Raw genomic sequence first — 12,068 nt, forward strand, 5'->3', positions numbered from 1 at the left:
TCGCGAGGAGCAGCCTGCATGTCGTCCCCGGTCACCGGCCGGCCGTCGAGTCCCGCACGCACGGTCAAGGACAAGGAGATCGCCGCCGAGCAGCGCTACGTCGACGTGGCGTACGTGCGCCTGGAGGAGATGCGCGCGGACGCCCAGGCCATGATCCGCGAGGGCTACCGGCAGTCCCAGGCCGGCACCAAGGCTTCGCTGGTCGACCGCGACGCGATGGTGCACCAGGCGGCGCTGCGCGCCCAGGCGCTGGACGTGGCCGACGACGGCCTGGTGTTCGGCCGGCTCGACCTGGCCCGCCCCGAGTCCCCGGACGGCGACGACGACGCCGGGTACGGAGCCGGGAGCGGAGCCGAGGAGGGCGGCCGTCCCGGGCATCTGGAGAACGGCCGCGAGGTCCGCTACGTCGGCCGCGTCGGCGTCCGCACCCGCGACCACGACTCCCTGGTGATCGACTGGCGGGCGCCCGCCGCCGAGGACTTCTACCGCGCCACCCCCGAGGACCCGCGCGGCGTGATCCGGCGCCGGGTGCTGCACTCGCGCGGGCACGCGGTGGTCGACCTGGAGGACGACCTGCTCGACCCGGGCGCGTCCGACGGGCTGACCGTGATCGGCGACGGCGCGTTCCTGGCCTCGCTGGCGCGCACCCGCGAGGGCGCGATGCGCGACATCGTGGCGACCATCCAGCGCGAGCAGGACGAGGTGATCCGCGCCCCGGCAGACGGCACCGTCCTGGTCCGCGGCGCCCCCGGCACCGGCAAGACGGCGGTGGCGCTGCACCGGGTGGCCTACCTGCTGTTCCGGCACCGGCGCCGGTTCGGCTCGCGCGGCGTGCTGGTCGTCGGGCCCAACCGCCGCTTCACCGCCTACATCGAACGGGTGCTGCCCTCGCTCGGCGAGGGCTCGGCGACGCTGCGGTCCCTCGGCGACCTGGTCGACGGCGCCACCGCCACCACGCACGACCCGCCCGAACTCGCCCGCCTCAAGGGCGCGGACGCCATGACGCGGGTGCTGCGCCGCGCGGTGGCCGATCGTCCGTCCGGCGCGCCGGACGAGCTGCGCGTGGTGTTCCGCGGCGTGGTCGTCCGGCTCGACCGGGCCCGCCTCGACAAGATCGCCGCCGAGGTGCACCGGCGCAGCCGGGGCGCCGTGAACGCGGCGCGCGGCCGAGCCGCCGAGGCCCTGCTCGACGCCCTGTGGGACCGCTTCGGCGACCTCGGCGGCCCCGACGCGGCCGAGTCCGCGGCCGACGGGAACGCCGGCCTGTGGAGCGCCATCCTCGCCGCCGACGGCCTGGCGCCCCTCGACGAGACCGAGCCCCACGGCAGCGGCACCAAGAACGGCGGCGGCCGGAACGGGAGCGGGAACGGCGACGGCAGGCGCGGCCAGTTCGACGCCCGCGTCCGCGAGCAGCGGACGTTCACCGACTTCCTGGTCGCCTGGTGGCCGATCCGCCGCCCGATCGACGTGCTGCGCTCGCTCGGCGACCCCGAGCGGCTGCGCCGCGCGGCGGGCCGCGAGCTCGACCGCGGCGCGACGGCGCTGCTCGCCGCGTCCTGGACGGCCGCGCTCGCCGCCGGCCCCGGCGGCGCCGCGCCCCGCGCCCTGACCTACCAGGACATCGCGCTGCTCGACGAGATCGACGCGCTGCTCGGACCACCGCCCCGCGCGTCCCGCCGCAGGGCGCCCGCCGACGGCGACCCCTACGTCGTCGACGGCGTCAACATCCTCACCGGCGAGGAGGTGGCCGACGAGTCCTGGGAGCCCGAGATGCAGGAGCTCACCACCTCCATCGAGCGGGTCGAGCGGTCCCGCCGGGTCGACGACGGCGTCGTCGAGGACCGTCCCGAGTACGCGCACATCGTGGTGGACGAGGCGCAGGACCTGTCCCCCATGCAGTGGCGGATGCTCGGCCGCCGCGGCCGGCAGGCGAGCTGGACCGTCGTCGAGGACCCCGCGCAGAGCGCCTGGGAGGACCTGCCCGCCGCCCGCGAGGCGATGGAGGCCGCGCTCGGTGACGCCGGGCAGCCCGCCGGACGGGGCGGCTCGCGGCGCGACCGGTCCCGGCGGCGGAAGGCGCCCGCCCCGCGCCGCGCCCGGCACGAGTACGAGCTGACCACCAACTACCGCAACTCCACCGAGATCGCGGCGGTGTCGGCCCGGGTGCTGGAGCTGGCGCTGCCCGACGCCCGGCCGGCCCGCGCGGTCCGCGACTCCGGCCTCGACCCGGTCGTCGGGGTGGTCCCCGCGACCGGGCTCGCGGCGGCGGCCCGCGACGCCGTCGACGCACTCCTCGACCAGGTCGAGGGCACCATCGGCGTCATCGTCCCGCTGCCCCGCGCGACCGCCGCCGCGCCCACCGGCGCCGCGCCCGCCGAGGACGAGGACGAGGACGACGGCCAGACCGCGCTGTCCTTCGGTGCGGACGACGCGGCCGGCCCGGCCCCGTCCGGCCCCGGCTGGACGCCCGCCGACCGCGAGCGGCTCGGCGCCGGGCTGCCCGAGCGGGTGCAGGTACTGGACGTGCTGGAGGCCAAGGGCCTGGAGTTCGACGCCGCCGTGATCGTGGCGCCCGAGACCGTCGCCGCCCAGTCGCCGCGCGGCCTCCGGGTGCTGTACGTCGCGGTGTCGCGGGCCACCCAGCGGCTCACCGTGCTGACCGCCGACCCCGGCTGGCGCCGCACTCTGCTCGGCGAGACCTGACGAGCGCCCGCCGTCCCGCCGCGCGCGGCCGGGGCGGCGGGGCGGACGGTCAGATGATCGGGGGGCGCCCGGTGCGGGTCATCCGCCAGGCCGTCCGCCACGAGATCGGCCGGCGCGGCCCGGCGGGCTTGCGCCAGCCCTCCACGAAGCCCTTGAACCACGGCTTGAGGGCGCTCGGCCGGCGCTCGCGCAGCAGCGTCATGCCCACCCACACCGCCAGGTACGGCAGCGCGAGCAGCCACGGCAGGTTGCGCCGGGCCAGCCACACGCGGTTGCGCGCGTTGTAGCGGTAGAACATGTCGTGCCGCGTCGGCAGCACCGCCGGGTGGAACATCACGGCGGACGCGTCGTACACGATGCGGTAGCCGGCGTTCAGCACCTGCCAGGCGAGGTCGGTCTCCTCGTGCGCGTAGAAGAAGTCCTCGGGCAGCCCGCCCGCGGCGTCGAACGCGGCGCGGCGGACCGCGCAGGCGCCGCCGAGGAAGGTGGTGACGTCGGACGAGCGCTCGGGGTCGCCCGCGCGCAGCCGCGGCACGTGCCGCCGCTCGCCGCGTCCGCCCTCGGGGTCGCGGACGCGGAACGACACCACGCCGAGCCCGGGGTCGGCGCTGAACCGGTCGCGCAGGTGGATGCCGAGCCGGGTCGAGCGGTACCAGCCGTCGTCGTCCAGGAAGAGGACCACGTCGCCGCAGGACGCCTCGACGCCCCGGTTGCGCCCGGCGGGGATGCCGACGTTCTGCGGGAGCGTGAGGGTCTTGACCCGCTCGTCGTCGAACGGCGCCTGGCCGGCCCGGTCGCCGACCGGGTCGACGCCGTTGCCGACCAGGACGACCTCGACGTCCACGTGCTCCTGCTCCAGGGCGCTGCGCACCGAGCGGGAGAGCTCCTCGGGACGGTTGCCCATCGTGAGCACCACAACGCTGATCTTCACTTCAGTCTCCGGGAGGCCAGGATGCTGACCAGGTGCAGCAGCGTCTGCACGACCGCGACCGCCGCGACCGCGACCGCGAGGACGCGCATCGCCGCCGGGGTCTCGGTGCCGAGCACCACGTCGAGCACCGCCGCCCCCAGGATCAGCAGGGACAGCTCGACCGCGCCGATGATCCGGTGGAAGCGCAGCATGGACGCCGCCTGCCGGGCCAGCGCGATGCCGGTGGAGCGGGGCCGCAGCGCGCGGTCGCCGCCGACCGGGTCGGACGGCAGGCCGGACTTGGCGCGGGCCACCACCACGTTGTCGGTCTCGGCCTTGATCAGCGCGGCGCCGAGCGCGGCGACCAGGCCGAGCTCGGCGTAGCCGCCGTTGGTCCAGCCGCCCTGCGCGGCGAAGCCGAGCCCGATGAGCAGCGACACCTCCGACAGGTAGTGGCCGATGCGGTCGAGGAACACGCCCGCCACCGAGGTCTGCCGCAGGTAGCGGGCGACCTCGCCGTCGACGCAGTCGAGCAGCAGGTAGAGCTGGATCAGCACCGCGCCGCCGAGCGCCGTCCACAGCGCGGCGGTGCCCGTCGCGGGCAGCGAGACCACCAGCCCGGCCAGCACGCCGCTGGCCATCATCAGGTAGGTGAGCTGGTTCGGGCTCAGCCCGACGCGCAGGAAGATCCAGTCGAAGTACGGCGACAGGTCGCGCATGTAGAGCCGGCCGGCCCAGTGCTCCTCGTTGCGCCGGTCCTTGAGGCCGGGCGGCTGCCCGTACCGCCGGATGTCGGCGATCGTGGCGGCCGTGCGCGGAGGGCGCGGGTCGTCGCCGGACGGGGCCGCGCCGTGCGCCGAGCCGTCCTCCGGACGGCCGGACCCGGGGAGCTCAGTCTCCATGGGCCTGGACATACTGTTCCACCGCCTTGCGGGTCGCGCCCTGGTCGAGGCCGAGGTGTTCCAAGATCGTATAGCGGCCGGGCCGGGTCTGCGGGGCGAACTGGACGGCCTCGGCGAACTGCTCGACGCTCAGCCCGACGTCGCCGGGGAAGCGCGGCAGGCCGTGCCGGCCGAGGCAGGCGAGGATCTCGGCCAGCCGCTCATCGCCCACCCCGAGGTGGGTGGCGCGCAGGTGGTAGCAGAACGCCGTGCCGATCCCGGCCAGCTCGCCGTGGTTGGCGGTGCCGGGGAAGAGCTGGTCGATCGCGTGCAGGATCTCGTGGTCGCCGCCGCTGGCCGGACGGGAGTCGCCCGCGAACGACATCGCCATCCCCGACAGCACCAGCCCCTCGGCCAGCACGGTCAGGAACCGGTCGGACCCGATCGAGCCGGGCTGGTACAGCAGGGCCTCGGCGGCGGTGCGCGCCACGGTGAGCGCCAGCCGGTCGATCCGCTCGCCGACCGCGTCGGCGGCCAGCAGCCAGTCGTCCACCGCGGAGAAGTTGCTGACCACGTCGCCGATTCCGGCCCGGACGAGCCGTTCGGGGGCGGCCCGCACGTAGTCGAGGTCGACGACCATCGCCAGCGGCATGACCACGCCGAACGAGCCCTTGCCCTTCTCGTGGGTGAGGGAGGCGACCGGGGAGCAGATCCCGTCGTGCGACAGGTTGGTGGCGACCGAGACCATCGGGATGCCCGACAGCGTCGCCGCGTACTTGGTCGCGTCGATCGTCCGGCCGCCGCCGATGCCGATCACCGCCTCGTACGACCCGGCGCGCAGCTTGGACCCGAGGCTGACCGCGGCGTCGACGGTGCCGCCCTCGACGTGGAACACCTCGCAGGCGGCCAGTGAGCCGCGCACGTGCTCGGCGATCTGGTCGCCCTGGCCGGGCCCCACCGCGATGGCCACCCGGCCCTCGGTGGCGATCCGCCGGTCGGCGAGCAGTTCGCCGAGGGCCGCGATCGCCCCGCGCCGCACATCGATGGACAGCGGTGCGGTCAGCATTCGCGTCAGCAGGGGCATGTGCCTCCTCGCTCGGATCTTCGGTCGGCTCGGAACACCCCGGCCACCACGCCGGGGGGCGCCGGGAAGTGGGGGCCCGGCGCCGCGGCCCGCGGGTCAGTAGCCCTTGGCGATCCGGCGGGCCTTCTCCAGGTCCTCGTGGTTGTCGACCTCGACCCAGGAGACCTCGCCGATCGGCGCGACCGCGATCGTGCCGCCGCGGTTGACCAGCTCCTGGTAGCCGTCCTCGTAGTAGAGGTCCGGATCGCGCTCCCACGTCGCCTTGAGCGCGCCCGCCAGCGGCTCGGCCGCGGCGGGCTCGATCAGCGTGGCGCCGATGTACTCGCCGGCCGCGGTGGCCGGGTCCATCAGCTTGGTGATGGTCTGGATGTGCCCCGCGCCGTCGAGGGTGACCTTCATCTCCTCGTCGGCCAGCGTCTTCACGTTGTCCACGGCCAGGAGGATGTCGGCGCCGCGGCCCGCCAAGAGGGTCTTCTCGACGCTCACCGGATGCACCGTGTCGCCGTTGACCATGAGGACGCCCTTGGAGAAGTGCTCGCGCGCCAGCCACATGGAGTAGGCGTTGTTCCACTCCTCGGCCTTGTCGTTGTGCACGAGGGTGAGGGACACGCCGTAGCGGTCCTCCAGGGCGGCCTTGCGCTCCTCGACCGCGCCGGCCTGGTAGCCGACGACGATGACCACGTCCGTCAGCCCGACCTCGGCCAGGTTGCCCAGCGCGATGTCCAGGATCGTGGTCTCCCCGTCGACGGGGACCAGCGCCTTGGGCAACGTGTCGGTGTAGGGCCGCAGCCTCCGGCCCGCGCCCGCCGCCAGCACCATGCCGATCATGCTTCCACTTCCTCCAGGTCGACCATCACGCCGCTGTCGCGACCGGTCCGCGCCCACGTCATGACGCTCTCGCCCGCGAACAACACGCCAAGGTAGACGGCGAGCGCCGCGTACGCGAACGGAAGGAGCCCGGAGAGGCCCGTGAAGGCCACAATGAGCATCCGGCCCTCCCAGCCGAGCCCGGCGCGGAAAATCCACTCGGGCGGCCGGAGTCCCTGGCGGGTGCGGTACACGGTGTCGTAGTGGTGGAACGCCAGAACCGCGACCAGCACGTAGACGAGCGGTGCCGATACTCCCTGCGCGAACCCCAATACGGTGAGGCAACCATACTCGATCCCGCGGATTATGGGCGGTACGAGGCAATCCATCCGGCCGTCGTGCGGATGGGTCGAGGCGGGCCCGGTCAGCAGCAGCACCACCACCGGGGCGAACAGCGCCGGGCCGCGCACGTCGCCCACCCCGGCGGAGAGCAGCACCACGGTGACGACCAGCGCGATCGTCGCGCCGGGCAGCGGCGGGAGCTGTCCCCGCGCCAGCCGGCCCAGCGCCCGGCAGATCGGGCCGTCGTCACGGTAGATCTGCAACCGTTCCGGCGGCGCCAGCGGCGCGGGCCGCGGCCGGGCCGGCCGCGACGGCGCGGAAGGGCGCGGTGCGGGCTCGCGGGTCAGCGACGTCATCGGGCGACCGCCCGCGCGATCCGTCCAACCAGGCTGTACAGCGCGGCGACCGATCCCCACGCCAGCAGCGCGGCGAAGGTCATCCGGGCATTGCCCAGCGCCGCGGTGACCGAGATCAGCGCGAACCGCTCGCCGATCGGCAGCGTCAGGAGCCGCTGCGCCCAGCCCGCCCGGCCGTCCAGCGGCGGCGGCGCGGGCGCGCTCTCCAGGCCGGAGGAGTCGACCATGTGCCGGACGGTCTGGAGCGCCATCGCCGCCACCGCCAGCCCCCACACGCTCCCGGCGTGGACGGAGGAGTCCGGCGGGGCGGCGGCCGCCCCGACCGCCAGCCCCGCGTACACCGCGTACTCCTTGGCCCGGTCGCCGATCGCGTCCATCCAGGCGCCGAGCGGGCTGACCATCCGGCGGTAGCGGGCGAGCTGCCCGTCGACGCAGTCGAGGACGAACGCGAGGTAGAACAGCACCGCCCCGACCACCATCCCGGTACGGGTGCCGGCCGCGAACCACAGCGCCGCCAGCAGCCCGACGGCCAGGGAGATCAACGTCACCGTGTTGGGCGTCAGCCCCTCGCGCGCCGCCCAGCGGGTGACGGCCTGCGCGCGGCCGGCCGTGCGGGTGCCGACCGGGCCGCCGCCGGGATTGATCGCGGCGTCCATCCGGATCCGGTCCTCGTCGACGGACCCGGCCTCGGCGAGCGCGGCCAGCGCCGCGTCCTCGGTGCCGGCCCGCACGCACACGAGCCCCTCGCCGGGGCACGGGGCGACCGGCACCCCGTCGCGCGCCAGGCCCAGCCGCAGCAGTTCGGCCGTGTGCTTGGGCACCGCCGCCGGACGGTCGCCGGGCGGGCCGCCGAACAGGTCCACCGCCAGCCGCTCGGCCAGCTCGGCCAGCGTCTCGACGCGGGCCCGGCCGACGCGCAGCAGCCCCGGCGCGGTCCCCGCCACGGGGACGGTCCGCGCGTCGACGAGCAGCCGGCTCAGCAGCTCGCCGTTCGCGACCAGGTCGCCGGGCAGCAGCACGACCGGCGCGGTGGTGCCGCGCGTCAGCCGGGCGATCTCCCGCAGGTCGGCGGCCGTGTCCTCGCACTCGATGACGTCGTGGCCGTCCTTGCGCAGCGCGGGGGCCAGATCGGGACGGGTCACGATCCGCCGTTCCGGTACCTTGAGCGTGGCCAGCTGGTCGCACAGGCGTGTCAGCACCGTCGGCGCCTCGGGGCCGTCCCCGCACGGCAGGACGGCCGTGGGGACCGGATCGGCCCCCGTTCCGGTCCGCCCGGTCGCGATGATCACCGCTATGGTCATCGGCGCCTCCGGCCTCGTCTGGCCGCACCGCGAAGACAGGGAACAAGGGTGCGGGCGGCTACACAGCGTATCCCTCAGATGACACTACGTCACAAGAGACCGCGTTCACCGGCCGGGGCGCCCGGCGCGATACCGGATAGAGGAGACATGACGACGCAGACGGTGGCGGTGGTGCTCGCGGGCGGCACCGGGCAGCGGGTGGGCGGCCCGCTGCCCAAGCAGCTCATCGAGGTCGGCGGACGGCCGATCCTGGCGCACGCGATCGCGGCCTTCGACTCCCATCCCGGCGTCGACGAGGTGCTGGTCGTGATGGCGGCCGGGCACATCCGCGCCGCCGCCGCGCTCGCCGCGCCGTTCCGCGCGGTGACCGCGGTGCTCGAGGGCGGCGACACCCGGACCGCCTCCACCGCCGCCGCGCTCGGCGCGCTGGCCGGGCGGCCGGACGGCACCCGGGTGCTGCTCCACGACGCGGCCCGCCCGTTCGTCGGCCGCGGCGTGATCGACCGGGTGCTGGCCGCGCTGGACGAGCACGACGCGGTCGCGGTGGGCGTCCCGTCCCCCGACACGATCGTGGAGGTGGCCGGCGGGCTGGTCGCCGCGATGCCGCCGCGCGCGTCGATGAGCCGCTTCCAGACCCCGCAGGGCTTCCGGCTCGGCACCCTGCGCGCGGCCTACGAGCTGGCGCTCGCCGATCCGGACCTGCTCGCCACCGACGACTGCGGCGTGGTGCATCGTTATCTCCCGGACGTGCCGATCCGGGTGGTGGAGGGCAGCGAGCGCAACCTCAAGGTCACCCGCCCCCTGGACGTGCTCGTCGCCGAGCATCTCGCCACCGACCCCCCGGAGACCCCGTGATCTTCGAGCACACCCCCACCGTCATCGGCCACCGCGGCGCCGGCAAGGGGAGGACCGAGAACACGCTGCCCGCGATACTCGCCGCCATCGCGGCCGGCCTGTCGTGGGTCGAGATCGACGTCACCCGCACCGCCGACGACGGCCTGGTGCTGCGGCACGACCCCACCACCGCGGACGGCGCGTTCCTGGTCGACGTCCCGGCCGCGGGCAGCGGCCTGCTCCGGCTGGAGGAGCTCTTCGCGGAGCTGCCGCCCGAGGTCGCGGTCGACGTGGACGTCAAGACGGTGCTGGAGGACGCGGTCGACGCCCCGTCCCGGCGCACCGGCGCGCTGCTTCTGCCGCTGCTGCGCCGCGAGGCCCGGCGCCGTCCGCTGCTGGTCACCTCGTTCGACCCGTCGCTGCTGCTGCACCTGCGCGACGAGCTGCCGGAGGTGCCGCTCGGCCTGCTGACCTGGCTGCGGTTCCCGCTCTGGCACGCCGTCCCCGCGGCGGCCGGGCTGGGCCTCCAGGCGGTCGCCGTGCACACCGGCTCCTGCGGCTTGGACCACCCCGACACCCGGCTGCGCCCGCTGGAGCAGTGCGTCGACATGACGCACAAGGCCGGCCTGGAGTTCGTCGCCTGGTGCCCCAGCGCCGAACGGGCCCCCGACTACGCGGCGGCCGGGGTCGACGCGATGGTCGTCGACGACGTCCCCGGCGTGGTCGCCGCGCTGGCCTGACCCCGTCCGGGGTGGCCCGCGTCAGGCAGGCGGACGGCCCGCGCCGCGCCGGTCGTCGCCCCCGCCGTACATCTGCGTCCACTCGCCCGCCGGCTCGTCCGCCCCGGACTCGCCGGCCGCCGACGGCGCCCCGGACCCGGGGGCGGCCCCGCCGGACCCCCCGTCGTTGGGCGGCAGCGGGACGGCTCCGTGGCCCTGCTGCTGGGGCGGCTGCCACGGCTGGTCCTGCGCATGCCGGCCGATCGCGGGCTGACCCAACTGGGGCGCCGGAGGGGTGTCCATGCGCGCGGGAGGCGGTCCCTGCGGTCCGGGCGGCGGCGGCCCGTAGGGACCGGCGAACGCCGGTGCCCCTGAGACCGGACGGCTCGAACGGGCCGACCAGCGCGACGGTGCCAGGGACGCGACGACGAGGGCGACGCCGATGACCAACAGCAGGCCGAGAGACGCCGCGGTGGTGTAGCCGTAGTCCAGCTCATCGGGCAGCTTGCGCGCCGTGTGGATCATCGCCCAGCGGGGCGCGACGGCCCACAGCAGCCCGAGGGCCGTCAGCACGAACCCGGGGATCAGCGACGCCAGCGGCGACAGGCGCGACCCCATGACGAGCCCGAGCACGACGGCGACGGCCACGAGCACAGCCGCCGAGGTCAACTGCTCGGATCCCGCGTCCCGCATGAGGAACATCCGGACCAAGCGGCTCATCCGGTAGGTCCCGAAGCACAATCCGGCCAGGACCAGGGGCGTGGCGATCAGTCCGATCACCACGCCGAGCCCGTGACGTGCACCGTTGGTCATGGCCACCTCTTCGTGGATCGGGGCGCGATGGCGCCAAACCTAACCCTCAGACGTGCCCGAGACCAGCAAAGTTCAGCCGATTTGTCAGTTTTTCGACGGACTCGGCTGCCCGAGGCCGGGCGGACTGGTAAGGAAGCCCACCCCCCACGAGACGTGCATGGTGGCGAACACCAGCGGCAGCCGGACCCAGGCCGCCACCGGCAGGCCCCGTCCCTCGACCGCGGCGCCGGCCACGACCGCGACCGCGTAGCCGCCGGGCAGGATCCAGCCCGGCCAGAAGCCGAACGCGCCCGCCACCGCGCCCGCCGCCATCGCCAGCACCGCCGCCGGCGGCGCCAGGTAGCGCGGGTTGAGCGTGCCCTGGTGCTCGCGCCCGACGACCCGGCGCCAGCGGCCGGTGTGGAAGTACTGCTTGGCCAGCGCCCGCAGGTTGGGCCGCGGCCGGTAGGTGACCCGCATCCGCGGGGTGAAGAAGATCCGCCCGCCGCTCTGCCGGATCCGGTGGTTCATCTCCCAGTCCTGCGCGCGCACGAACGTCTCGTCGTAGCCGCCGACCCGCTCCAGCGCGCTGCGCCGGAAGGTGCCGAGATAGACGGTCTCGACCTCGCCGGCCTCGCCGCCGGTGTGGAACCGGGCGTTGCCGACGCCGAGCCTGGACGTCATCGCGCGCGCCACGGCCTGCTCGAACCCGGTGACGCCCTCGGCCGCCATGATGCCGCCGACGTTGTCGGCGCCGGTCTCCTCCATCGTCTCGACCGCGGCGCGGACGTAGTCGGCGGGCAGCAGCGAGTGGCCGTCGACGCGGACGATGATCGAGTACTGGGACGACTTGATCGCGATGTTGAGGCCCTGCGGGGTGCGGCCGGTCGGGTTGGCGACCACCACGATGCGCGGGTCCTCGGTGGCCAGGTGCCGGCAGATCTCCTCGGTCCGGTCCCGGGACGGGCCGACCGCGAGGACCAGTTCCAGCTCACCCGGATAGTCCTGGGTGAGGATGCGCCGGACGGCGTCGGTCAGGTGCCGTTCCTCGTTCAGCACCGGCATGACCACCGACACCGCGGGCCACGTGCGGTCACCGGTGCCGGCCTGTGGCTCCGGCTGCTGGCTGTGCTGAGCGCTCTGCGCGCGGGGCGAGGGATTCATCTGGGCTCGCGGGCACACCCCGGCCATGGACCGAGGGACGGCCCCTCTTCCTCTCTCTTGCAAGCGGGTCCGCGACGCACCCGCTCGACCCTGGTGAGCGCGGGCAGCCGGGGTGGAGGTCAAGACGGCGCCACGTTACTGCAAGGACACGAAGGCCCGGTAGCGAACGGACGGG

At 74.9% G+C, this 12,068-nt stretch carries 11 protein-coding genes; 3 read left to right on the plus strand and 8 right to left on the minus strand.

Features of this window, described 5'->3' with window-relative positions; translation table 11 throughout:
* The first annotated feature begins 18 nt into the window (after nucleotides 1-18).
* Nucleotides 19-2,703, plus strand: a complete 2,685-nt coding sequence (locus OHA34_RS18615) for a HelD family protein (protein ID WP_329522331.1) — start codon at nucleotides 19-21, stop codon at nucleotides 2,701-2,703.
* A 49-nt stretch (nucleotides 2,704-2,752) separates the two neighbouring features.
* Here the strand turns inward: OHA34_RS18615 and OHA34_RS18620 are convergent, their stop codons facing one another.
* The 6 genes from OHA34_RS18620 to OHA34_RS18645 all read right to left on the minus strand — a co-directional run bounded on the left by OHA34_RS18620 (nucleotide 2,753) and on the right by OHA34_RS18645 (nucleotide 8,384).
* Nucleotides 2,753-3,634: a glycosyltransferase family 2 protein gene (locus OHA34_RS18620; RefSeq protein ID WP_329522332.1), complete on the minus strand. Its 882-nt coding sequence runs from the start codon at nucleotides 3,632-3,634 to the stop codon at nucleotides 2,753-2,755.
* On the minus strand, nucleotides 3,631-4,515 hold the full coding sequence (locus OHA34_RS18625; RefSeq protein WP_285942501.1) for a CDP-alcohol phosphatidyltransferase family protein: 885 nt from the start codon (nucleotides 4,513-4,515) through the stop codon (nucleotides 3,631-3,633). The genes OHA34_RS18620 and OHA34_RS18625 overlap by 4 nt, the downstream gene beginning before the upstream one ends.
* Nucleotides 4,505-5,560, minus strand: a complete 1,056-nt coding sequence (locus OHA34_RS18630; protein WP_285942816.1) for an iron-containing alcohol dehydrogenase family protein — start codon at nucleotides 5,558-5,560, stop codon at nucleotides 4,505-4,507. The genes OHA34_RS18625 and OHA34_RS18630 overlap by 11 nt, the downstream gene beginning before the upstream one ends.
* A gap of 114 nt (nucleotides 5,561-5,674) precedes the next feature.
* Nucleotides 5,675-6,406, minus strand: a complete 732-nt coding sequence (locus OHA34_RS18635; RefSeq protein ID WP_285942502.1) for a phosphocholine cytidylyltransferase family protein — start codon at nucleotides 6,404-6,406, stop codon at nucleotides 5,675-5,677.
* Nucleotides 6,403-7,083, minus strand: a complete 681-nt coding sequence (locus OHA34_RS18640) for a DUF5941 domain-containing protein (protein ID WP_285942503.1) — start codon at nucleotides 7,081-7,083, stop codon at nucleotides 6,403-6,405. Before OHA34_RS18640 ends, OHA34_RS18635 begins: the two co-directional genes overlap by 4 nt.
* Nucleotides 7,080-8,384: a CDP-alcohol phosphatidyltransferase family protein gene (locus OHA34_RS18645; RefSeq protein WP_329522333.1), complete on the minus strand. Its 1,305-nt coding sequence runs from the start codon at nucleotides 8,382-8,384 to the stop codon at nucleotides 7,080-7,082. The genes OHA34_RS18640 and OHA34_RS18645 overlap by 4 nt, the downstream gene beginning before the upstream one ends.
* 147 nt (nucleotides 8,385-8,531) lie before the next feature.
* Here OHA34_RS18645 and ispD point away from each other — a divergent pair, with 147 nt between their 5' ends.
* Both ispD and OHA34_RS18655 read left to right on the plus strand, forming a co-directional pair.
* Nucleotides 8,532-9,239 carry a 2-C-methyl-D-erythritol 4-phosphate cytidylyltransferase gene (gene ispD, locus OHA34_RS18650; protein ID WP_329522334.1) on the plus strand — a complete coding sequence of 236 codons (708 nt, stop codon included), beginning with the start codon at nucleotides 8,532-8,534 and terminating at the stop codon, nucleotides 9,237-9,239.
* Nucleotides 9,236-9,958 carry a glycerophosphodiester phosphodiesterase gene (locus OHA34_RS18655; RefSeq protein ID WP_285942508.1) on the plus strand — a complete coding sequence of 241 codons (723 nt, stop codon included), beginning with the start codon at nucleotides 9,236-9,238 and terminating at the stop codon, nucleotides 9,956-9,958. The genes ispD and OHA34_RS18655 overlap by 4 nt, the downstream gene beginning before the upstream one ends.
* A gap of 21 nt (nucleotides 9,959-9,979) precedes the next feature.
* On the opposite strand, the gene OHA34_RS18660 is transcribed toward OHA34_RS18655, so the two are convergent.
* Complete coding sequence (locus OHA34_RS18660) at nucleotides 9,980-10,750, minus strand: hypothetical protein (RefSeq protein WP_285942509.1); 771 nt, start codon at nucleotides 10,748-10,750, stop codon at nucleotides 9,980-9,982.
* Nucleotides 10,751-10,834: 84 nt separating this feature from the next.
* The gene (locus tag OHA34_RS18665) at nucleotides 10,835-11,893 is read right to left on the minus strand and encodes a glycosyltransferase family 2 protein (RefSeq protein ID WP_285942510.1); all 1,059 of its coding nucleotides are present in this window, start codon (nucleotides 11,891-11,893) and stop codon (nucleotides 10,835-10,837) included.
* Between the last annotated feature and the right edge of the window lie 175 nt (nucleotides 11,894-12,068).

This window comes from Spirillospora sp. NBC_01491 (assembly GCF_036227065.1).
In the GTDB taxonomy this organism is placed as follows: Bacteria; Actinomycetota; Actinomycetes; order Streptosporangiales; family Streptosporangiaceae; genus Spirillospora; species Spirillospora xylanilytica.

Coding starts and splice junctions, on each gene's coding strand:
- OHA34_RS18635 (WP_285942502.1), bottom strand. CDS start 6,406: ATGATCGGCATGGTGCTGGCGGCGGGCGCGGGCCGGAGGCTGCGGCCC.
- OHA34_RS18660 (WP_285942509.1), bottom strand. CDS start 10,750: ATGACCAACGGTGCACGTCACGGGCTCGGCGTGGTGATCGGACTGATC.
- ispD (WP_329522334.1), top strand. CDS start 8,532: ATGACGACGCAGACGGTGGCGGTGGTGCTCGCGGGCGGCACCGGGCAG.
- OHA34_RS18645 (WP_329522333.1), bottom strand. CDS start 8,384: ATGACCATAGCGGTGATCATCGCGACCGGGCGGACCGGAACGGGGGCC.
- OHA34_RS18625 (WP_285942501.1), bottom strand. CDS start 4,515: ATGGAGACTGAGCTCCCCGGGTCCGGCCGTCCGGAGGACGGCTCGGCG.
- OHA34_RS18630 (WP_285942816.1), bottom strand. CDS start 5,560: ATGCTGACCGCACCGCTGTCCATCGATGTGCGGCGCGGGGCGATCGCG.
- OHA34_RS18615 (WP_329522331.1), top strand. CDS start 19: ATGTCGTCCCCGGTCACCGGCCGGCCGTCGAGTCCCGCACGCACGGTC.
- OHA34_RS18665 (WP_285942510.1), bottom strand. CDS start 11,893: ATGAATCCCTCGCCCCGCGCGCAGAGCGCTCAGCACAGCCAGCAGCCG.
- OHA34_RS18640 (WP_285942503.1), bottom strand. CDS start 7,083: ATGACGTCGCTGACCCGCGAGCCCGCACCGCGCCCTTCCGCGCCGTCG.